The organism is Streptomyces sp. NPDC025273, from assembly GCF_040638585.1.
Lineage (GTDB): Bacteria > Actinomycetota > Actinomycetes > Streptomycetales > Streptomycetaceae > Streptomyces > Streptomyces cinereorectus.
In genome coordinates, this window is record NZ_JBEZYP010000009.1 from 76,341 (window position 1) to 97,065 (window position 20,725).

The 20,725-nt window shown below is 71.2% G+C and carries 19 protein-coding genes; 1 reads left to right on the forward strand and 18 read right to left on the reverse strand.

Annotated elements, in window-relative coordinates:
• Window positions 1-11: 11 nt before the first annotated feature.
• From AB0F38_RS16855 to pyrR, 14 genes are all read right to left on the reverse strand, one after another.
• Window positions 12-2,156, reverse strand: coding sequence for a primosomal protein N' (locus AB0F38_RS16855; protein ID WP_361893125.1), 2,145 nt, complete (start codon window positions 2,154-2,156; stop codon window positions 12-14).
• A gap of 117 nt (window positions 2,157-2,273) precedes the next feature.
• Window positions 2,274-3,482, reverse strand: a complete 1,209-nt coding sequence (metK, locus tag AB0F38_RS16860; RefSeq protein WP_361893128.1) for a methionine adenosyltransferase — start codon at window positions 3,480-3,482, stop codon at window positions 2,274-2,276.
• Window positions 3,483-3,723: 241 nt separating this feature from the next.
• Window positions 3,724-4,926: a bifunctional phosphopantothenoylcysteine decarboxylase/phosphopantothenate--cysteine ligase CoaBC gene (coaBC, locus tag AB0F38_RS16865; protein WP_361893131.1), complete on the reverse strand. Its 1,203-nt coding sequence runs from the start codon at window positions 4,924-4,926 to the stop codon at window positions 3,724-3,726.
• A gap of 171 nt (window positions 4,927-5,097) precedes the next feature.
• Entirely contained in the window at window positions 5,098-5,370 is a 273-nt protein-coding gene (rpoZ, locus tag AB0F38_RS16870) for a DNA-directed RNA polymerase subunit omega (RefSeq protein WP_003970369.1), read from the reverse strand.
• Between the two features lie 92 nt (window positions 5,371-5,462).
• Window positions 5,463-6,080: a guanylate kinase gene (gmk, locus tag AB0F38_RS16875; protein WP_361893134.1), complete on the reverse strand. Its 618-nt coding sequence runs from the start codon at window positions 6,078-6,080 to the stop codon at window positions 5,463-5,465.
• 38 nt (window positions 6,081-6,118) lie between these two features.
• Entirely contained in the window at window positions 6,119-6,442 is a 324-nt protein-coding gene (locus AB0F38_RS16880) for an integration host factor (protein ID WP_018524251.1), read from the reverse strand.
• A 242-nt stretch (window positions 6,443-6,684) separates the two neighbouring features.
• Window positions 6,685-7,524 (reverse strand): orotidine-5'-phosphate decarboxylase, encoded by an 840-nt coding sequence (gene pyrF, locus AB0F38_RS16885; RefSeq protein WP_361893137.1) that lies wholly within the window; start codon window positions 7,522-7,524, stop codon window positions 6,685-6,687.
• Window positions 7,521-8,630 (reverse strand): quinone-dependent dihydroorotate dehydrogenase, encoded by a 1,110-nt coding sequence (locus tag AB0F38_RS16890; protein WP_361893140.1) that lies wholly within the window; start codon window positions 8,628-8,630, stop codon window positions 7,521-7,523. The genes pyrF and AB0F38_RS16890 overlap by 4 nt, the downstream gene beginning before the upstream one ends.
• A gap of 55 nt (window positions 8,631-8,685) precedes the next feature.
• Window positions 8,686-11,994 (reverse strand): carbamoyl-phosphate synthase large subunit, encoded by a 3,309-nt coding sequence (gene carB, locus AB0F38_RS16895; protein ID WP_361893143.1) that lies wholly within the window; start codon window positions 11,992-11,994, stop codon window positions 8,686-8,688.
• Entirely contained in the window at window positions 11,987-13,129 is a 1,143-nt protein-coding gene (gene carA / locus AB0F38_RS16900; protein WP_361893146.1) for a glutamine-hydrolyzing carbamoyl-phosphate synthase small subunit, read from the reverse strand. The genes carB and carA overlap by 8 nt, the downstream gene beginning before the upstream one ends.
• The gene (locus tag AB0F38_RS16905; protein ID WP_361893149.1) at window positions 13,126-13,713 is read right to left on the reverse strand and encodes a hypothetical protein; all 588 of its coding nucleotides are present in this window, start codon (window positions 13,711-13,713) and stop codon (window positions 13,126-13,128) included. Before AB0F38_RS16905 ends, carA begins: the two co-directional genes overlap by 4 nt.
• The gene (locus AB0F38_RS16910; RefSeq protein ID WP_361893152.1) at window positions 13,710-14,996 is read right to left on the reverse strand and encodes a dihydroorotase; all 1,287 of its coding nucleotides are present in this window, start codon (window positions 14,994-14,996) and stop codon (window positions 13,710-13,712) included. The genes AB0F38_RS16905 and AB0F38_RS16910 overlap by 4 nt, the downstream gene beginning before the upstream one ends.
• 2 nt (window positions 14,997-14,998) lie before the next feature.
• Entirely contained in the window at window positions 14,999-16,012 is a 1,014-nt protein-coding gene (locus AB0F38_RS16915) for an aspartate carbamoyltransferase catalytic subunit (RefSeq protein ID WP_361893155.1), read from the reverse strand.
• A gap of 92 nt (window positions 16,013-16,104) precedes the next feature.
• Window positions 16,105-16,689, reverse strand: a complete 585-nt coding sequence (gene pyrR, locus AB0F38_RS16920) for a bifunctional pyr operon transcriptional regulator/uracil phosphoribosyltransferase PyrR (protein ID WP_361893158.1) — start codon at window positions 16,687-16,689, stop codon at window positions 16,105-16,107.
• 220 nt (window positions 16,690-16,909) lie between these two features.
• Here pyrR and bldD point away from each other — a divergent pair, with 220 nt between their 5' ends.
• Complete coding sequence (bldD, locus tag AB0F38_RS16925) at window positions 16,910-17,410, forward strand: transcriptional regulator BldD (RefSeq protein ID WP_014157378.1); 501 nt, start codon at window positions 16,910-16,912, stop codon at window positions 17,408-17,410.
• 231 nt (window positions 17,411-17,641) lie between these two features.
• Here bldD and nusB read toward each other — a convergent pair whose 3' ends face one another.
• The 4 genes from nusB to AB0F38_RS16945 all read right to left on the reverse strand — a co-directional run bounded on the left by nusB (window position 17,642) and on the right by AB0F38_RS16945 (window position 20,690).
• A complete protein-coding gene (gene nusB, locus AB0F38_RS16930) occupies window positions 17,642-18,073 on the reverse strand; it encodes a transcription antitermination factor NusB (protein WP_056787023.1) in 432 nt (143 codons plus the stop codon).
• Window positions 18,074-18,075: 2 nt separating this feature from the next.
• Entirely contained in the window at window positions 18,076-18,642 is a 567-nt protein-coding gene (efp, locus tag AB0F38_RS16935) for an elongation factor P (protein ID WP_031097761.1), read from the reverse strand.
• Window positions 18,643-18,691: 49 nt separating this feature from the next.
• Entirely contained in the window at window positions 18,692-19,798 is a 1,107-nt protein-coding gene (locus AB0F38_RS16940; protein WP_361893162.1) for a M24 family metallopeptidase, read from the reverse strand.
• Between the two features lie 70 nt (window positions 19,799-19,868).
• Window positions 19,869-20,690 carry a Pro-rich N-terminal domain-containing protein gene (locus AB0F38_RS16945; RefSeq protein WP_361893165.1) on the reverse strand — a complete coding sequence of 274 codons (822 nt, stop codon included), beginning with the start codon at window positions 20,688-20,690 and terminating at the stop codon, window positions 19,869-19,871.
• Window positions 20,691-20,725: the final 35 nt, after the last annotated feature.

Genomic DNA, 20,725 nt, shown 5'->3' on the forward strand with positions numbered 1-20,725 from the left:
CCTTCCTCCGCTCAGCCGATGTCCGGCGGATCGATCCTGATCCGGACCGGATCGCCGCTCCCCCGGGCCGTCCGCGCGGCCTGCGCCGCCTTCAGGGCGGCGGCGAGCGCCGCCCCGCGTCCCGGCGGCACCCTGACCAGCGCCCGTTCCCAGGTCTCGCCGGGCGGGGCGTCCCCCTGTCTGCGGGGTCTGCCGGGAGCCGCCCCCGGCAGCGGGACCGGGCCGAGGACCTCAGCCTCGGGCGGCAGCTCGGTGGCGGCGAGGTATGCGGCGATCGCCTCCGGCGGGCCGGTCACCGAGGCCATCCGGGAAACGGGCGGGAAGCCGAGCTCGGCCCGTTCCGCGAGCTCGCGGCGGGCGTGGCCGACCGGGTCCCAGCGGACCAGGGCCTGGACGGGGCGCAGGGCCGGCTCGGCCATGATCACCACCGTGCCGCCCTCCGGCCGGCCCCGCACGAGTGCGGCGGCGGCCGTCCAGCGGCGCAGTGCCTCCTCGCCCGCCCGCAGGTCGGGCCTGCCGACCATCGCCCAGCCGTCCAGCAGCAGCGCGGCCGCGTAGCCGCCCTCGGCCACGGGCTCGGCCCCGGGGGTGCTGACGACGAGGGCGGGCTGACCGGGCACGGAATCCAGCATGTGGTCCCGGCCGGACGTCCGCACCGGAACGGCGGGAAACGCGCGGCCCAGCTCCTCGGCGGTCCGGCGGGCGCCGACGATCTGCGCCCGCAGCCGCCGCCCTCCGCAGGCGGCACAGCTCCAGGAGGTCTCGGCGCGTCCGCACCAGGCGCAGTTGAGATCCTGCTGGTCCGGGGCCTGGAGCGACCCGGCGCAGTGCCGGCAGCGCGCGGGCTCGCGGCAGCGCTCGCAGGCCAGCCTGGGCGCGTAGCCGCGGCGGGGCACCTGGACGAGAACCGGACCGCTGCGCAGCCCGTCGCGTACGGTCTGCCAGGCCAGGCTGGGCAGCCGCGCCGAGCGCGCCGCGCCGTCCCGCGCGAGCTCCCCGTCGCCGACGGTGCGCACGAGGGGCGCGGCGATCCGCAGCTGCTCGCGGTCCGCGCGCAGGGGCAGCGCCCAGCCGCTCTCGACGAGCTGGGCGGCCTCCACCGTGCAGTTCGTGCCGCCGAGCAGGAACGCGCACCGGCCGTGCGTCGCCCGCAGCTCCAGCACCTCCCGGACGTGCGGGAAGGGGGCGTTGTCGTCGCTGTGGCTGGAGTCCCCGTCGTCCCAGACGGCCACCAGCCCGAGGTCGGTGACGGGCGCGAACATCGCGGCCCTGGTCCCGACGACCGCGCGCACGGAACCGCGCCGGACGGCCAGCCACTCCCGGTAGCGCTTCTCGGGCCCGGAGTCGGCCGTCAGCAGTGCGTGGCGTCCCTGGCCCAGCACCTCGGTGAGCGCGGCGTCCACCCTCCCGGCGGTCCGCCCGTCCGGTACGACGACGAGCGCTCCGCGGCCCGAGGACAGGGTCGCGGCGACGGCCCGGGCGATCTCCTCGGGCCAGTGCGGCCCCGGCAGCGCGGTCCATACGGCTCTGGGAGCGCCGCCCTCGGTCAGCGCGCGCAGGAACGCCGGTCCCTGGGTGTACCGCTCCCAGGTCCCGGGGGACGGGGCGTCAGGCGGCGGCAGGGGCGCGGGCGAGGGCCTGGTCTCCGCCCTGCCGTTCCTGGGCGGCACGGCGAGCTGCAGCACATCGGCGAGGCTGCCCGCGTAGCGGTCGGCGACGGCCCGGGAGAGCGCCAGCAGCTCGGGCCCGAGCACCGGCTCGGGCGAGACGACGTAGGCGAGGGCCGCCAGGGCCCCTTGGTAGTCCGACTCGGCGCGCCGTTCGATGAGGAATCCGTCGATGAGGCCGCCGCCCTCGCGCCGGCCGCCGCGGACCTGCCGCCCGCCGGCCCCGAACCGCACCCGCACCCGCACACCCGGCTGCGCCTCGGCGTCGAGCTCCTCGGGGACGGCGTAGTCGAAGTACTGATCGAGGTGGAGTGCGCCCTTGTTCACCAGGACGCGGGCGACCGGCAGCTCCCCGGCGAGCGTGGCGCCCCGCCAGGTCCGGGGCTTGGCCCGCGGCACCTTGGCCCGGCGCACCGTCTCCCGGATGAGCGCAAGCTGCTCCGGAACCCCGGCGTCGGGCTCGTCGGACCGCTCGTTGTCGCTGCTCACAGCCAAATTCCTACCAGACCGCACTGACAGGGGCCGCGGCCCCGGCAGCACAGAAGCCGGGGCCCGGACACCGCGTGCGGCATCCGGGCCCCGGCCTACGGGCTGACGACGGCGTCCCTAGAGACCCGCGGCCCTGCGCAGCGCGTCCACACGGTCGGTGCGCTCCCAGGTGAAGTCGGGGAGCTCCCGGCCGAAGTGGCCGTACGCCGCGGTCTGGGCGTAGATCGGACGGAGCAGGTCGAGGTCGCGGATGATCGCGGCCGGGCGGAGGTCGAAGACCTCGCCGATGGCGTGCTCGATCTTCTCGGTGTCGACCGCGGCGGTGCCGAACGTCTCGACGAACAGGCCCACCGGCTCGGCCTTGCCGATCGCGTAGGCGACCTGGACCTCGCAGCGGGCGGCGAGGCCGGCCGCGACGACGTTCTTGGCGACCCAGCGCATCGCGTAGGCGGCCGAGCGGTCGACCTTCGACGGGTCCTTGCCGGAGAAGGCGCCGCCGCCGTGACGGGCCATGCCGCCGTAGGTGTCGATGATGATCTTGCGGCCGGTCAGCCCGGCGTCACCCATCGGGCCGCCGATCTCGAATCGGCCGGTCGGATTCACCAGGAGGCGGTAGCCCTCGGTGTCCAGCTTGATGCCGTCCTCGATGAGCTGCCCCAGGACGTGCTCGACGACGAACTCGCGGATGTCGGGTGCGAGCAGCGAGTCCAGGTCGATGTCGGACGCGTGCTGCGAGGAGACGACGACCGTGTCGAGACGGACGGCCTTGTCGCCGTCGTACTCGATGGTGACCTGGGTCTTGCCGTCGGGGCGCAGGTACGGGATGGTCCCGTTCTTGCGGACCTCGGACAGGCGGCGCGAGAGCCGGTGCGCCACGTGGATCGGGAGCGGCATCAGCTCGGGCGTCTCGTCGCAGGCGTAGCCGAACATCAGGCCCTGGTCGCCGGCGCCCTGCTTGTCGAGCTCGTCCTCGTCACCCTCGACCCGCTGCTCGTACGCGGTGTCGACACCCTGGGCGATGTCCGGGGACTGCGACCCGATGGACACCGACACGCCGCAGGAGGCTCCGTCGAAGCCCTTCTTGGAGGAGTCGTAGCCGATCTCCAGCACCTTGTTGCGCACGAGGTTGGGGATGTCGGCGTAGGCCTTGGTCGTGACCTCACCCGCGACGTGCACCAGTCCAGTGGTGATCAAGGTCTCGACGGCGACGCGTGAGGAAGGGTCCTCACGCAGGAGCGCGTCGAGAATCGTGTCGCTGATCTGGTCAGCGATCTTGTCGGGGTGGCCCTCGGTGACGGACTCCGAGGTGAAGAGACGGCGGGACACATCGCTCCCTGGGGTTGCAGCGGCTGCTGGCTGATCATGGGTGGACCGCCCGGGAGCTGCGCCCGGCACGTTCCGTCGACCAGTTTATCGGTCGCTTCCGGCGAATAGGTCACGCGTCTCGCCCCTTGGAGGCTGTGTGACCGGCGGCACTGTTGACGGCGGTACGACAATCCCTCCTTCCGGGACGAGCGGTGACCGGACATCCTGAGGTTTCTTCCCGCCGGAGCGGCGCTTACGCAATCTAGCGGAACCGGACCGCCACCAGGTCCCAGACCGTGTCGGCAAGCGCCTCTTTCGGCCCGTACGGCACAGCCGTCTCGCTGCCGTCGGCCCCGAGCACCACGGCCTCGTTCTCCTCGGAGCCGAAGGTCTTGCGCTCTCCGACCTCGTTGACGACGAGAAGGTCACAGCCCTTGCGGCGGAGCTTCTCGCGGCCGTTGGCCAGCAGGTCGTCGGTCTCGGCGGCGAATCCGACGACGATCTGTCCCGGGCGCGCCCGGTCCTCGGCGACCTCGGCCAGGATGTCTGGATTGCGGACCAGAGCGAGGGGGGCGGGTTCCTGGCCGTCCCTCTTCTTGATCTTGCCCGTGGCGTAGTCGGCGGGACGGAAGTCGGCGACCGCCGCGGCCATCACCACCACATCGGCGTCGGCCGCCGCCTTCAGCACGGCCTCGCGCAGTTGTACGGCCGTTCCGGCGCGCAGCACGTCGGCACCCGCGGGATCGGGAAGTCCGGTGTTCGCCTCGATCAGGGTCACCCGGGCGCCACGGGCGACGGCGGTGCGCGCCAGCGCGTACCCCTGCTTGCCGGAGGAGCGGTTGCCCAGGTAACGGACGGGGTCCAGGGGCTCCCGGGTGCCGCCCGCGCTGATCACCACATGGCGCCCGGTGAGGTCGGGGGCCACGGCGCCGCGGGCCAGGACGCGGCGGCAGACCTCGAAGATCTCCCCCGGATCCGGCAGCCGGCCCTTGCCCGTGTCGACGCCGGTGAGCCGGCCGACGGCGGGCTCGACGACGACCGCGCCGCGGCGGCGCAGGGTGGCGACGTTCTCCTGGGTGGCCGGGTGCTCCCACATCTCCGTGTGCATCGCCGGGGCGAAGACGACCGGACAGCGGGCGGTGAGGAGCGTGTTGGTGAGGAGGTCGTCGGCGAGGCCGTGGGCCGCCTTGGCGAGCATGTCGGCGGTGGCGGGTGCGACCACGACGAGGTCGGCCGCCTGGCCGATCCGGACGTGCGGGACCTCGTGCACGCTGTCCCAGACCTCGGTCGAGACGGGGTGTCCGGAGAGCGCCGACCAGGTGGCGGCGCCCACGAAGTGCAGCGAGGCCTCCGTCGGGACGACCCGTACGTCGTGGCCGGACTCCGTCAGCCGGCGCAGCAGCTCGCACGCCTTGTAGGCGGCGATGCCCCCGCTGACCCCCAGGACGACCTTCGGCTTGTCCACTGCGTCTCCCCGCACTCGTCACTCTGCGCACTCCACCGGTGCGCAGCCCTCTTGCGTACGCGCTCCATGCTGCCTCACGGCACCCGGCGGCCCCCGGCGGGCCCGGGCCCGGACACACCGCAGGCCCGGCGGATACCGACCGCCGGGCCTGTGGTGAAGGTGCATCTCCTGCTACTGCGCGGGGCCCTCGATGGCCTCGGAGGTCAGCAGGCCCGCGTTGATCTCGCGGAGTGCGATCGAGAGCGGCTTCTCGTGCACGTGGGTGTCGACGAGCGGACCGACGTACTCGAGGAGGCCTTCACCGAGCTGCGAGTAGTACGCGTTGATCTGGCGCGCGCGCTTGGCCGCGTAGATGACAAGGCTGTACTTCGAGTCGGTGGCCTCGAGGAGCTCATCAATCGGCGGGTTGATGATGCCCTCGGGCGTGGTGATGGAAGAGGACACTCTCTGCCTTCCGAAGGGGATAGAGATCAAAGAGATCTTTGATCGTGCTGGTTCCGCAGTGGTGATGCTCTGCGTCCGCGAGTCCGGCGAGGTCAGTCGTCGGTGCCACGGAGGCCGGAAGCCTGCAGCATCAACGTTAGCAGCTCACGCGCCACGTCCTCGACGGAGGTGTTGACGAGCGTCGTATCGAACTCCGCCTCGGCGGCCAGTTCGACCTTCGCCGCCGTGAGCCGGCGCTCGATCACATCGGGCGCCTCCGTACCGCGGCCGGTGAGCCGGCGCACCAGCTCGTCCCAGCTCGGCGGCGCCAGGAAGACGAGCTGCGCCTCGGGCATGGACTCGCGGACCAGCCGGGCGCCCTGCAGATCGATCTCCAGCAGCACCGGCTCGCCCGCCTCCAGGCGGTCCAGCACGGCCCGGCGCGGGGTGCCGTAGCGGTTGCCCGCGAACTCGGCCCACTCGAGCAGCTCGCCGTTGGCGATCAGTTTGTCGAACTCCTCGTTGTCCACGAAGAAGTAGTGGACTCCGTTGCGTTCGCCGGGGCGAGGCCTGCGCGTCGTCGCCGATACCGAGAGCCAGACCTCCGGGTGAACCTTGCGCATATGAGCGACGACCGTGCTCTTGCCGACCCCTGAGGGGCCGGAGAGCACGGTCAGCCGCGGACGTACGTCCGGGGGTACGGGGGACGTCCCCCGGGATGTTGCAGCCATGGAGCGATTATCCAGGTTCTCAGGAGTGCCTGAGAACGTCAGGCGGCGCTGCCGCCGAACTCACGCTCCAGGGATGCGATCTGGTTGGAGCCGAGACCCCGGACCCGGCGGCTCTCGGAAATGCCGAGCCGCTCCATGATCTGCTTGGCGCGGACCTTGCCCACGCCCGGCAGGGACTCCAGTAGGGCGGAGACCTTCATCTTGCCGATGACGTCGTTCTCCTGTCCCGACTTGATGACCTCGTGGAGGGAGGCGCCGGAGTGCTTGAGTCGATTCTTGACCTCGGCCCGCTCCCGGCGAGCCGCGGCGGCCTTTTCGAGCGCGGCTGCGCGCTGTTCAGGGGTAAGGGGCGGAAGAGCCACGCCTACGTCACCTCGGATGTCGATCTGTCGGATACGGACCGGTGAGGGACCTGATGGCCCCACACCTGGTGAGCAACGAACAACCTGCTCGTTGGCTCTCGACGGAGACTAGCGGCCAAGGCCGCCCGAGTCAGCGAGAACAGACGAAAAGTCCTGGTCAGCCTCAGCCGACCAGGACATTTCAGTCATAACAACCCGGATTTTTGGTCAGGATTACGTCAACGCGTTGTTACGTGGCATCGTCAGCCGTCCGAGACGGCCGCGCGGACCTCGTCCGCGAACCGTCCGGCGGCTTCGCGCAGCCCTGACGCGTCCGGTCCGTGGCGCAGCACGCCCCGGCTCACGCTCGGCACCACGTTGCCGGCCGAGGCGCCGAACACACCGGGAAGATCCGCGGGCGTGGCGCCCTGGGCGCCGATCCCGGGAGCGAGCAGCGGACCGTTGATCGCCAGGTTCGCGCCCGCGTCCCCGAGCGTGGCGCCGACGACCGCCCCGACGGAGCCGAGCGGAGTGGCCCCCGCGTTCTCCGCGGCCATGTGGTCGAGCATCACCTGGGCCAGCGACCGGCCGTCCGCGGCGGTGGCACGCTGGACCTCCGCGCCCTCCGGGTTGGAGGTGAGGGCGAGCACGAAGACGCCCGAGCCGGAGACCGCGGCCGCGTCGAGCGCCGGCCGCAGCGAGCCGAAGCCGAGGTACGGCGAGACGGTGACCGCGTCGGAGTACAGCGGCGAGTCCTTGTCCAGGTACGTGGCGGCGTAGGCCGCCATCGTGGAGCCGATGTCCCCGCGCTTGGCGTCCATGAGGACGAGCGCCCCGGCGGCGCGCGCCTCTTCGACGGCCTTCTCCAGGACGGCGATGCCGCGCGAGCCGAACCGCTCGAAGAACGCGGACTGCGGTTTGAGTACGGCGACCCGGTCCGCCAGTGCCTCGACGACCGTGCGGGTGAAGCGCTCCAGGCCCGTGATGTCGTCGTTCAGGCCCCAGGAGGTGAGCAGCGAGGCGTGCGGGTCGATGCCCACGCAGAGCGGTCCGCGGGTGTCCATGGCGTGGCGCAGGCGTGCGCCGAAGGGTTCGAGGGTCATCGCATGACCTTCCGTGTCTCGGCGCCGACGGCTTCGGCGAGGGTGGCGTACGGGGAGGCCGCCAGGCGGGCGGCCAGGCCCTTGTGGATCGCGCGGGCGTAGCACGGGCCCTCGTAGATGAAGGCGCTGTAGCCCTGGACGAGCGTGGCACCGGCGAGGATGCGCTGCCAGGCGTCCTCGGCGTTCTCGATGCCTCCGACACCGACCAGGGTCATCCGGGTCCCCACACGGGCGTACAGGCGGCTCAGGACCTCCAGGGAGCGCTCCTTGAGGGGTGCGCCGGAGAGCCCGCCGGTCTCCTCGACCAGCGGGGCCGCGGACTTCAGGCCGAGGCCCTCGCGGGCGATCGTGGTGTTGGTGGCGATGATGCCGTCCAGACCGAGCTCGACCGCGAGGTCGGCGACCGCGTCGACGTCGTCGTCCGCGAGGTCGGGAGCGATCTTGACGAGCAGCGGGACGCGCCGGTCCGTGACGGTGCGGTCCGCGGCCTCGCGCACCGCGGTGAGCAGCGGACGGAGCGCCTCGGTGGCCTGGAGGTTGCGCAGACCGGGCGTGTTCGGCGAGGAGACGTTCACGACGAGGTAGTCGGCGTGGGCGGCGAGCCGCTCGGTGGACTTGACGTAGTCCCCCACGGCCTCGGCCTCGGGGACGGCCTTGGTCTTGCCGATGTTGACACCCACGGTCGTCCGGAAGACCGGGGTTCGGGCGGCGAGGCGCTCCGCCACGGCCGCGGAGCCCTCGTTGTTGAAGCCCATGCGGTTGATCAGCGCCCGGTCCGCGACGAGGCGGAACAGCCGCTTCTTGGGGTTGCCGGGCTGCGGCTCGCCGGTGACCGTGCCGATCTCGATGTGGTCGAAGCCGAGCATCGACATGCCGTCGATCGCGACGGCGTTCTTGTCGAAGCCGGCGGCGAGCCCGAACGGGCCGTGCATCCGCAGGCCGAGCGCCTCGGTGCGCAGCTCCTGGTGGCGGGGGGCCAGCGCGGCGGCGACGAACGTGCGCAGCACGGGGACGCGGGCCGCGAGGCGGATCCAGCGGAAGGCCAGGTGGTGGGCCTGCTCCGGGTCCATCCGCTTGAAGACCAGCTGGAAGAAGAGTTTGTACATCACACTGTCCTCATGAAGAGGGGGACACCGTTTCCGGTGTCCCCCTGCTGGGCTTCTAGTCGCGGGCCGCGGTCAGATGTTCCGCGTGTTCCTGGAGGGAACGCACGCCGACGTCGCCGTGGTTGAGCGCGTCGATGCCCTGGACGGCGGCGGCGAGCGCCTGGACCGTGGTGAGGCAGGGCACCGACCGGGCGACGGCCGCGGTGCGGATCTCGTAGCCGTCGAGCCGCCCGCCCGTCCCGTACGGGGTGTTGACGATGAGGTCGACCTCGCCGTCGTGGATCAGCTGGACGATGGTCTTCTCGCCGTTCGGGCCCTCGCCCTCGGACTGCTTGCGCACGACGGTGGCGTTGATGCCGTTGCGCTTGAGGACCTCGGCGGTACCGGAGGTGGCCATCAGCTCGAAGCCGTGGGCGACGAGCTCCCGGGCCGGGAAGATCATCGAGCGCTTGTCGCGGTTGGCGACGGAGATGAAGGCGCGGCCCTTGGTGGGCAGCGGGCCGTACGCGCCGGCCTGCGACTTGGCGTACGCCGTGCCGAAGGCCGAGTCGATGCCCATGACCTCACCGGTGGAGCGCATCTCCGGGCCGAGGACCGTGTCCACGCCGCGGCCGTGGATGTCGCGGAAGCGCGACCACGGCATGACGGCCTCCTTGACGGAGATCGGCGCGTCGAGCGGCAGGGTGCCGCCGTCGCCGTGCTTCGGCAGCAGACCCTCCTCGCGCAGCTCGGCGACGGTCGCGCCCAGCGAGATGCGGGCGGCTGCCTTCGCCAGCGGGACCGCGGTGGCCTTCGAGGTGAAGGGGACGGTCCGCGAGGCGCGCGGGTTCGCTTCGAGGACGTAGAGGATGTCGCCGGAGAGCGCGAACTGGATGTTGATGAGGCCGCGGACCCCGACGCCCTTGGCGATGCCCTCGGTGGAGGCCCGGAGCCGCTTGATGTCGTGGCCGCCGAGGGTGATCGGGGGCAGGGCGCAGGCGGAGTCGCCGGAGTGGATGCCGGCCTCCTCGATGTGCTCCATGACGCCGCCGAGGTAGAGCTCGGTGCCGTCGTAGAGCGCGTCGACGTCGATCTCGATCGCGTCGTCGAGGAAGCGGTCGACCAGGACCGGCCGGGTGGGGCTGATCTCGGTGGACTCGGCGATGTACGAGGAGAGGCGGGCCTCGTCGTACACGATCTCCATGCCGCGGCCGCCGAGCACGTACGACGGACGTACGAGCACGGGGTAGCCGATCTCGTCGGCGATGGCCTTGGCCTCGGCGAAGGTGGTGGCGGTGCCGTGCTTCGGGGCCGGCAGTCCGGCCTCGGCGAGGACCCGGCCGAAGGCGCCGCGGTCCTCGGCGGCGTGGATGGCCTCCGGGGAGGTCCCCACGATTGGCACGCCGTTGTCCTTGAGCGCCTGCGACAGGCCGAGCGGGGTCTGGCCGCCGAGCTGGACGATGACTCCGGCGATCGGGCCGGCGAGCGTCTCCGCGTGCACGATCTCCAGGACGTCCTCGAGCGTGAGCGGCTCGAAGTAGAGCCGGTCGGAGGTGTCGTAGTCCGTGGAGACGGTCTCCGGGTTGCAGTTGACCATCACGGTCTCGTAGCCCGCGTCGCTCAGCGCGAAGGAGGCGTGGACGCAGGAGTAGTCGAACTCGATGCCCTGGCCGATGCGGTTCGGACCGGAGCCCAGGATGATCACCGCGGGCCTGGTGCGGGGCGCGACCTCGCTCTCCTCGTCGTAGGAGGAGTAGAAGTACGGCGTGTTCGCGGCGAACTCCGCGGCGCAGGTGTCGACCGTCTTGTAGACCGGGCGGATGCCGAGGGCGTGCCGGACCTCGCGCACGACGTCCTCGCGCAGGCCGCGGATCTCGCCGATCTGGGCGTCGGAGAAGCCGTGCCGCTTGGCCTCGGCGAGCAGTTCGGTGCCGAGGCGCTCCGCGGCGGCCAGCTCGTCGGCGATCTCCTTGATCAGGAAGAGCTGGTCGACGAACCAGGGGTCGATCTTCGTGGCGTCGAAGACCTCTTCCTGGGTGGCGCCGGCCCGGATCGCCTGCATGACGGTGTTGATGCGGCCGTCGGTCGGGCGGACCGCCTCCGCGAGCAGCTCGGCCTTGTCGCCGGGTTCGCCGGTGAAGGCGAACTGCGAGCCCTTCTTCTCCAGGGAGCGCAGGGCCTTCTGGAGCGCCTCGGTGAAGTTGCGGCCGATCGCCATGGCCTCACCCACCGACTTCATGGTGGTGGTGAGGGTGGAGTCGGCGGAGGGGAACTTCTCGAAGGCGAAGCGCGGGGCCTTGACCACGACGTAGTCGAGGGTCGGCTCGAAGGAGGCCGGCGTCTTCTCGGTGATGTCGTTGGGGATCTCGTCGAGCGTGTAGCCGACGGCGAGCTTGGCGGCGATCTTGGCGATCGGGAAGCCGGTGGCCTTCGACGCGAGCGCCGAGGAGCGGGAGACGCGCGGGTTCATCTCGATGACGATGATCCGGCCGTCGGCGGGGTCGATGGCGAACTGGATGTTGCAGCCGCCGGTGTCGACGCCGACCTCGCGGATGATCGCGATGCCGATGTCGCGCAGCCGCTGGTATTCGCGGTCGGTGAGCGTCATCGCCGGGGCGACGGTGATCGAGTCGCCGGTGTGGACGCCCATCGGGTCGAAGTTCTCGATGGAGCAGACCACCACGACGTTGTCGTTCTTGTCGCGCATCAGCTCCAGCTCGTACTCCTTCCAGCCCAGGATGGACTCCTCCAGGAGCACCTCGGTGGTCGGCGAGAGGGTGAGGCCCTGTCCGGCGATCCGGCGCAGCTCCTCCTCGTCGTGGGCGAAGCCGGAGCCGGCGCCGCCCATGGTGAAGGAGGGGCGGACGACGACGGGGTAGCCGCCCAGGGTGTCGACGCCCTTGATGATGTCGTCCATGGAGTGGCAGATGACGGAGCGGGCGGACTCGCCGTAGCCGATCTTCGCCTTGACGGCCTCCACGACACCCTTGAAGAGGTCGCGGTCCTCGCCCTTGTTGATGGCCTCGACGTTGGCCCCGATGAGCTCGACGCCGTACTTCTCCAGGACACCGTTCTCGTGCATGGAGATCGCCGTGTTGAGCGCGGTCTGACCGCCCAGCGTCGGCAGGAGCGCGTCGGGGCGCTCCTTGGCGATGATCTTCTCGACGAACTCGGGGGTGATCGGCTCGACGTACGTGGCGTCGGCGATCTCCGGGTCGGTCATGATCGTCGCCGGGTTGGAGTTCACCAGGATGACGCGCAGGCCCTCGGCCTTGAGGACGCGGCAGGCCTGGGTGCCGGAGTAGTCGAACTCGGCGGCCTGGCCGATGACGATCGGACCGGAGCCGATGACCAGGACGGACTGGATATCGGAGCGCTTAGGCACGCTGGTCCTCCATCAGGGATACGAAGCGGTCGAAGAGGTACGCGGCGTCGTGCGGGCCGGCGGCTGCTTCGGGGTGGTACTGGACGCTGAAGGCCGGCCGGTCCAGGAGCTGGAGGCCTTCGACGACCTGGTCGTTCAGGCAGACGTGGGACACCTCGGCGCGGCCGAACTCCGTGTCGGAGACCTTGTCGAGGGGCGCGTCGACGGCGAAGCCGTGGTTGTGCGCGGTGACCTCGACCTTGCCGGTGGTGCGGTCCTGCACGGGCTGGTTGATGCCGCGGTGGCCGTACTTCAGCTTGTAGGTGCCGAAGCCGAGGGCGCGGCCCAGGATCTGGTTGCCGAAGCAGATGCCGAAGAGGGGGGTCCTCCGCTCCAGCACGCCCCGCATGAGGGCGACGGGGTGGCCGGCGGTGGACGGGTCGCCGGGGCCGTTGGAGAAGAACACTCCGTCGGGCTTCACCGCGTAGACCTCGTCGAGGGTGGCGGTGGCCGGCAGGACGTGGACCTCGATGCCGCGCTCGGCCATGCGGTGCGGGGTCATCCCCTTGATGCCGAGGTCGACGGCGGCGACGGTGAACTTCTTGGTGCCGACCGCGGGGACGACGTACGCCTCCTTGGTGGCGACCTCGGCGGAGAGGTCGGCGCCGCTCATCTCGGGTGCCTGCCGCACCTTGGCGAGCAGTATGCCCTCGTCGGCGATCGCGTTGCCGGAGAAGATGCCCACGCGCATGGCGCCACGCTCCCGCAGGTGGCGGGTCAGGGCACGGGTGTCGATGCCGCTGATCCCGACGACGCCCTGGCTGACGAGCTCCTCGTCCAGTGAGCGGCGGGAGCGCCAGTTGGAGGGGGTGCGGGCGGGGTCGCGCACGACGTAGCCGGCGACCCAGATCTGCTTCGACTCGGGGTCCTCGTCGTTCACCCCGGTGTTGCCGACGTGCGGGGCGGTCATCACGACGACCTGGCGGTGGTAGGAGGGATCGGTCAGCGTCTCCTGGTAGCCGGTCATGCCGGTGGAGAACACCGCCTCGCCGAAGGTCTCCCCCACGGCCCCGTAGGCGCGGCCGCGGAAGGAGCGGCCGTCCTCCAGGACGAGTACGGCGGGAGCCTTGTCGGCCCCCCGGGTGGAGATCGTCATCGTGCGGTGCCTTCCGTAGTGCTGGTGAGGTGGTTGACGGCGTCGACCCAGGCCTGGTGCTCGGCCGCGTGGTCGGAGCGGAATCCGGAGTCGATCAGCTGGTCGCCGTGCGCCCAGGTGATGACCAGGAGGCCGCCCTCGGGCAGGACCTTGCCCGCGAGCGCCTTGTCGAGCCGGGCCTCGCGGAGTGCGGCGGCCGGGACGAAGAAGTCGGCCGCGCCCGGGCGTACGACGTCCAGGCCCTGCTCGGTGAGGGTCAGCTCGACCCGGCTGCGGGTGCCGAGGCCGTGGGCGACGATCCGGTCGAGCCACTGCCCCGCCGTCGTCGACGCGTGGTAGCGGCCGGTCAGCCTCAGCGGCTCCGCCCCGTCCGCGAACCCTTCCGGGGTGGTCGCGAGCTCGGGCAGACCGGACTGGAGGCTCGCCCGCCACTTCCATCCCTGGCGCATCAGCCAGTAGACGAAGGCGATGAGGACGAGCAGTCCGAGGACCCAGCTGATGCGGGCGGACCAGTCCGTCACTTCGGCCGACTTCTGCTCGGCGGCCAGCTGGTACAGCTGATAACTGGGGTTGAGTGTTGTCACGCGAGCTTCCCGTCGACGACCGTGGCACGGCCCCGCAGGAAGGTGTGGGTCACTCGGCCCGGCAGCTCGCGACCCTCGTAGGGAGTGTTGCGGCTGCGGGAGGCGAAGCCCGCGGGGTCCACGGCTCCACGGTATGACGGATCGACCAGGGTGAGGTTGGCGGGCTCACCCGCCGAGACGGGGCGGCCGTGTCCCTCGAGCCGGCCGATGGCCGCGGGCCGGAACGACATGCGGTCGGCAACGCCCGCCCAGTCGATGAGTCCGGTGTCCACCATCGTCTGCTGGACCACGGAGAGCGCGGTCTCCAGGCCCACCATGCCCATGGCGGCGGCGGCCCACTCGCAGTCCTTGTCCTCGTGCGGGTGCGGGGCGTGGTCGGTGGCGACGCAGTCGATCGTGCCGTCGGCGAGCGCCTCGCGCAGGGCCATGACGTCGGCCTCGGTGCGCAGCGGCGGGTTCACCTTGTAGACGGGGTCGTAGGACCGGACGAGCTCGTCGGTGAGGAGCAGGTGGTGCGGGGTGACCTCGGCGGTGACGTTCCAGCCCTTGGACTTGGCCCAGCGGACGATCTCCACGGAGCCGGCCGTCGACAGGTGGCAGATGTGCACCCGGGAGTCGACGTGCGCGGCGAGCAGGACATCGCGGGCGATGATCGACTCCTCGGCGACGGCGGGCCAGCCGCCGAGTCCGAGCTCGGCCGAGACGACGCCCTCGTTCATCTGGGCGCCCTCGGTGAGGCGGGGCTCCTGGGCGTGCTGGGCCACCACGCCGTCGAAGGCCTTCACGTACTCCAGGGCACGCCGCATGATCACGGCGTCGTCGACGCACTTGCCGTCGTCGGAGAAGACCCTCACTTTGGCGGCGGAGTCGTGCATCGCGCCGAGCTCGGCGAGCTGCTTGCCCTCGAGGCCGACGGTGACGGCGCCGACGGGCTGCACGTCGCAGTAGCCGGACTCCTTGCCGAGCCGCCAGACCTGCTCGACGACGCCCGCGGTGTCGGCGACCGGGAAGGTGTTGGCCATGGCGTGCACGGCGGTGAAGCCGCCGGACGCCGCGGCCCTGGTGCCGGTGAGGACGGTCTCGGAGTCCTCGCGGCCGGGCTCGCGCAGATGGGTGTGCAGGTCGACGAGGCCGGGCAGCAGGATCTGGCCGGCCGCCTCGATCACGGTGGCGTCGCCGGCCTCGATGCCGGTGCCGACCCGCGCCACGGTCTCGCCGTCGATGAGGACGTCCTGCGGCTCGCCGCCGAGGACCTTCGCGCCGCGAATAAGGATCTTGCTCATGATTACTTGTTCTCCTCGGTGCGTGCGGCGGACGGCAGGGCGGTCTCGGAGCCGCCCAGCAGCAGGTACAGGACGGCCATGCGGGTGGAGACCCCGTTCGCGACCTGCTCGACGGCGGTGCACCGGTCCGAGTCGGCGACCTCGGCGGTGATCTCCATGCCGCGCACCATCGGTCCGGGGTGCATGACGATGGCGTGCTCGGGCATCCGCGCCATGCGCAGGCCGTCCAGGCCGTAGCGGCGGGAGTACTCGCGCTCGGTCGGGAAGTACGCGGCGTTCATGCGTTCGCGCTGCACACGGAGCATCATCACCGCGTCGGACTTCGGCAGCACCTCGTCGAGGCTGTAGCTGACGTCGCAGGGCCACCGCTCGACCCCGACGGGCACCAGGGTGGGCGGGGCCACGAGGGTGACGTGCGCCCCGAGCGTGGTGAGCAAGTGGACGTTGGAGCGGGCCACCCGGCTGTGCAGGATGTCGCCGACGATCGTGATCCGGCGGCCTTCGAGGTCCTTGCCGATCCCGGCGTCGGCCCCGACCAGCCGTCGGCGCATCGTGAACGCGTCCAGCAGGGCCTGGGTGGGGTGCTCGTGCGTGCCGTCACCGGCGTTGACGACGGCGCCGTCGATCCAGCCGGACGTGGCGAGGCGGTAGGGGGCGCCGGAGGCCCCGTGGCGGATGACGACGGCGTCGGCGCCCATCGCCTCCAGCGTCATGGCGGTGTCCTTGAGGGACTCGCCCTTGGAGACGGAGGAGCCCTTCGCGGAGAAGTTGATGACGTCGGCGGAGAGACGCTTGGCGGCGGCCTCGAAGGAGATGCGGGTACGCGTCGAGTCCTCGAAGAAGAGGTTGACGACGGTGCGGCCGCGCAGGGTGGGCAGCTTCTTGATCGGCCGGTCCGCGACCCGGGCCATCTCCTCGGCGGTGTCGAGGATCAGGACGGCGTCGTCGCGGGTGAGGTCCGCGGCCGAGATGAGGTGTCGGGGGGTCCGGGGGTTTCCCCCGGGAAGGCACAGCATCTGGGGAGTCTCCGTGGATGGTGGAGGGATCAGGCAGGTGGGCGTGCAGAAGCGGCCGTACGGCCGACGTGGCGTACGGGACGGGAAAGCAGCTACCGCTCGCCTGCCGGGACGCTCTGCCGGAGACCGAGCAGGACGGCGTCGCGGCCGTCCTCCTCGGCGAGCTGCACCCTGACCGTCTCCCGCAGCGACGTGGGGAGGTTCTTGCCGACGTAGTCGGCCCGGATCGGGAGTTCGCGGTGACCGCGGTCGACGAGGACCGCGAGCTGTACGGCGCGGGGCCGGCCGATGTCGCCGAGCGCGTCGAGGGCGGCGCGGATCGTGCGGCCGGAGAAGAGCACGTCGTCGACGAGGACGACGAGTCCGCCCTCGATGCCCTCCCCGGGGATCTCGGTACGGGCCAGGGCGCGCGCGGGGCGCATCCTCAGGTCGTCGCGGTACATCGTGATGTCGAGCGATCCGACCGGCGTCTTTCGGCCGGTGATCTCTTCGAGTTTCCCGGCCAGCCGGCGGGCGAGGTAGACCCCTCGCGTCGGAATGCCGAGCAGCACCACGTCGTCGGCACCCTTGGCGCGTTCGACGATCTCGTGGGCGATCCGGGTCAGAACCCGGGCGATGTCGGGAGCCTCGAGAACGGGGCGTGCCGCATTGCCGGTGTGGTCGTGCTGTGCGTCCATAAGAAACGGACCTCCTTCTCCGCCTCACTGGACGGACGTTAAAGGACGTCGGATTTGCGTCATCCACGTTACCAGGGCTTGCACGGGCCCCGGTCGCACCCCTGGGAGGTGTGAGTCCGGACCTTTCAGCTTGACGCATCCAAGTAACGCTGCGTAACCTCACAGTGAGTTACCAGCCACGCGGCGGAGCCGCAGAATGTTCCAGCGTCCGGGGAGCCTTATGTCCAGCGAATACGCAAAACAGCTCGGGGCCAAGCTCCGCGCCATCCGCACCCAGCAGGGCCTTTCCCTCCACGGCGTGGAGGAGAAGTCCCAGGGCCGCTGGAAGGCCGTCGTGGTCGGTTCGTACGAGCGCGGCGACCGTGCCGTGACCGTGCAGCGGCTTGCCGAGCTGGCGGACTTCTACGGCGTCCCGGTGCAGGAGCTCCTGCCCGGCACGACGCCCGGCGGGGCCGCCGAGCCGCCGCCGAAGCTCGTCCTGGACCTGGAGCGCCTCGCTCATGTCCCGCCGGAGAAGGCCGGACCCCTGCAGCGTTACGCGGCGACGATCCAGAGCCAGCGCGGCGACTACAACGGCAAGGTGCTGTCGATCCGCCAGGACGACCTGCGCACGCTGGCCGTGATCTACGACCAGTCGCCGTCCGTGCTCACGGAGCAGTTGATCAGCTGGGGCGTGCTGGACGCCGACGCGCGTCGCGCGGTGGCCCACGACGAGGGCTGAGCCGCCCCACGCAGAAACGTACCGCCGGGTAGGCGGGGCCTGAGCCCCGCCTAGCCCGGCGTTTTCCTTGCCCGCCCCCCGACCGCCACCGGGAGCCGCGACCTGCCGGCCCGGCCCCGTCACCCGCTCGGCCTCAGCACGGCGGTGCGGGTCCGTCCCGGATCACGGGTGGACGCCGAAGGCCCACGGTCGCATCGACCGTGAGCCTTCGTTCGGCTGAAAAACGCCGGATCACTGCTCCCGGCGGAGGTTCGGCTTGAGATCCTTGAACCGGGCCAGCAGGCCGTTCACGAAGGACGGGGAGTCGTCCGTGGAGAACTCCTTGGCGAGCTGGACCGCCTCGTCGATCACCACGGCGTCCGGGGTCGAGTCCATCCAGATCAGCTCGTACGCACCGAGCCGCAGGATGCTCCGGTCGACGACCGGCATCCGGTCGATCTCCCAGTCCACCGCGTAGGTGACGATGAGGTCGTCGATGCGGTCCGCGTACTGCGCGTACCCCTCGACGAGCTCCATCGTGAATTCGCCGACCGGCGGCTGACGGTCGTCGGTCCGCGAGAGCCGGACCCAGTCCGCGAGGACCGTCTGCACGGACTCACCGCGCTGGTCGGCCTCGAAGAGGATCTGGAAGGCGCGCTTGCGGGCCTTGTTCCGGGCAGCCACGGTTAGCTGTTCACCCGGCCGAGGTAGTCGCCCGTACGGGTGTCGACCTTGATCTTCTCGCCGGTGGTGATGAAGAGCGGCACGCCGATCTCGTAACCGGTCTCCAGCGTGGCGGGCTTGCTGCCGCCGGTGGAGCGGTCGCCCTGGACACCGGGGTCGGTGTGCTGGATGGTCAGCTCGACCGCGGCGGGCAGCTCGACGTAGAGCACCTCGCCCTCGTGTTGGGCCACGGAGGCGGTGAAGCCCTCGATCAGGAAGTTGGCAGCGTCGCCGACAGCCTTGCGGTCGACCATGAGCTGGTCGTACGTGTTCATGTCCATGAAGACGAAGTACTCGCCGTCCATGTACGAGAACTGCATGTCCCGGCGGTCGATGGTGGCCGTTTCGACCTTCACACCGGCGTTGAACGTCTTGTCGACGACCTTGCCGGAGAGCACGTTCTTGAGCTTGGTGCGCACGAAGGCGGGGCCCTTGCCGGGCTTGACGTGCTGGAACTCGACGACGGACCAGAGCTGGCCTCCGTCGAGCTTGAGCACCAGGCCGTTCTTGAGGTCGTTCGTGGAAGCCACGGTTGCGGAATCTCCTGGACTGAAGCTGGTGGACGACAAAGGATGCGCGCTAGAGCGCGAGCAGCTCCTTGGTCGTAATGGTGAGTAGCTCGGGTCCGCCGTCCGCCTCGGGGCGTACGACGAGCGTGTCATCGATCCGGACACCGCCCCGGCCCGGGAGGTGGACCCCGGGTTCGACGGTGACCGGCACGCAAGCGTCCAGTTTACCCATGGCTGTAGGTGCCAGCTGCGGGTCCTCGTCGATTTCGAGCCCGACCCCGTGCCCGGTGCAGGCCTGGAGGCCGTCCGTGTGCCCCGCCGAGTCCAGCAGATGACGGGCCGCGCGGTCCACGTCGCGGTAGGCGGTCCCGGGGACGAGCGCCTCCCGGCCGGCCCGCTGAGCGGCGAAAACAAGGTCGTACAGCTCGATCTGCCAGTCCGCCGGAGCGGTCCCGATGACGAAGGTCCGCCCGATCTCGCACCGGTATCCGCGATAGTTCGCGCCGAGGCAGACGGAGAGGAAATCACCTTCCTCGACCCTCCGGTCCGAGGGCCGGTGACGGCCTTGTCCCGAATTGGGCCCCGTCCCCACGGAGGTGGGGAAGGCCGGGCCGTCCGCCCCGTGGTCCACCAGGCGGCGCTCCAGCTCCAGGGCGAGATGCCGTTCGGTGCGGCCCACCAGGATCGATTCCAGGAGCTCCCCGAGGGCCTGGTCGGTGATCTCGGCGGCGATCCGCAGGCAGGCGATCTCCTCCTCGTCCTTGACGAGGCGCAACTGCTCCACCGTGAGACCGAGGTCGGCCAGGCGCAGGTGGGGGGCGACGGAGGCCATGGCGCGGTGGCGGGCGACGGTCAGATCGTGTTCCTCGACGGCGAGTGAGTCCGCGTCCAGGGAGCGGACCAGGCCTGCGGCGGCGACGACCGGGTCGCCGTCCGGCGCGGGCAGCACGGTCAGCCGCAGCTGTTCGTCGGGGCGCCCCTGCGCGGGATCACCGGCCGGGGGGCGGGGGCAGAGCAGGACGTCCTCGTCGGGTCCGAGCAGCAGCACGGCTCCTGGCGGGGCCGCGCCCGCGAGATAGCGGACGTTGGCGGGGCGGGAGACCAGGGCGGCCGCGGATCCGGCGGCGGCGTACCGGTCGCGCAGCAGCCCGCGTCGGACGGCGTACACCTCTGACATGTTCCGAGCCTACGAGCGCCCGCGGCTGCCCGCCCGGTCAGCGCAGCCGACCGGGGACCGCGATGCTGCGCTACCAGGCCGGGGGGCTGGCTATGGAGCGGGCCAGGACGTCGTCGAGGACCCGGGCCGTCGTCTCGACGTCGTACGTGGAGTTGTCGATGATCGGCAGGCCGGAGCCGTACCAGCCGGCCATCCGCCCGTGGATCCGGGCGACTTCCTCGTCGGAGAGACGGCGGTTGCCGCTGCGGGCCGCGTTGCGCTCCAGGACGATCTCCAGTCCGGGCAGGAGGACGACGGGCAGCAGTCCGGGGCCCACGTGGCGCTTCCAGCCGCCGAGGCCGACGACGGGCCTGTCCGGGAAGACCGCGTCGTCGAGGATGCAGGAGATGCCGTTGGCCAGGAAATTGCGGGCGGCGAAACCGCAGGTGCGGCGGGCCAGGCGGTACTGGGCCTCGGAGTGGTCGTTCCATCCGGCCTGCGGGTCGGCGAAGCCGGAGCAGACCCACTCGCGGACGTCGTCGAGCGAGACGTGCGCGGTGGGGACGCGGCGGCGGCCCGCCCAGAGCTTGGCGACCGTGGTCTTGCCGGCCCCGGCGGGACCGATCAGGAGCACGGCGAGGGTCGCGGTGCCGGTCCCGGGCTCGGCGGGCGGCGCGGGCAGGGGGACGGGACCGCCCGGTGGGAGCTGTACGTGCCCGGTGGTCTCCCGTGAGGGCGGAGCGGGGGCGTGCTGGGACACGGGGCCGGCCCAGCCCTGCCCCTGGGGCGCGGGAGGTATCGGTGGCGGCGGTCCCGGCGGACCGGGGTGGCCTGGGTGCTGGGCCTGGTGCGCCCACGGTCCGTTCCCGGGACCCTGGGGCGGCGGCAGCGGGGCCCCCACTGCGTGCTGCATCCGGTGCCACTCCGTCTCGTACAGGCAACTGGCGC

Excerpts from the sequence above, each read along its gene's own strand:
- AB0F38_RS16940 (WP_361893162.1), bottom strand. The coding sequence starts at position 19,798 with ATGTCAGAGGTGTACGCCGTCCGACGCGGGCTGCTGCGCGACCGGTAC.
- pyrF (WP_361893137.1), bottom strand. The coding sequence starts at position 7,524 with ATGACCCTCGAACCCTTCGGCGCACGCCTGCGCCACGCCATGGACACC.
- gmk (WP_361893134.1), bottom strand. The coding sequence starts at position 6,080 with ATGGCTGCAACATCCCGGGGGACGTCCCCCGTACCCCCGGACGTACGT.
- pyrR (WP_361893158.1), bottom strand. The coding sequence starts at position 16,689 with ATGGACGCACAGCACGACCACACCGGCAATGCGGCACGCCCCGTTCTC.
- AB0F38_RS16890 (WP_361893140.1), bottom strand. The coding sequence starts at position 8,630 with ATGTACAAACTCTTCTTCCAGCTGGTCTTCAAGCGGATGGACCCGGAG.
- carA (WP_361893146.1), bottom strand. The coding sequence starts at position 13,129 with ATGACGATCTCCACCCGGGGGGCCGACAAGGCTCCCGCCGTACTCGTC.
- AB0F38_RS16910 (WP_361893152.1), bottom strand. The coding sequence starts at position 14,996 with ATGAGCAAGATCCTTATTCGCGGCGCGAAGGTCCTCGGCGGCGAGCCG.
- AB0F38_RS16915 (WP_361893155.1), bottom strand. The coding sequence starts at position 16,012 with ATGCTGTGCCTTCCCGGGGGAAACCCCCGGACCCCCCGACACCTCATC.
- AB0F38_RS16945 (WP_361893165.1), bottom strand. The coding sequence starts at position 20,690 with ATGCAGCACGCAGTGGGGGCCCCGCTGCCGCCGCCCCAGGGTCCCGGG.
- bldD (WP_014157378.1), top strand. The coding sequence starts at position 16,910 with ATGTCCAGCGAATACGCAAAACAGCTCGGGGCCAAGCTCCGCGCCATC.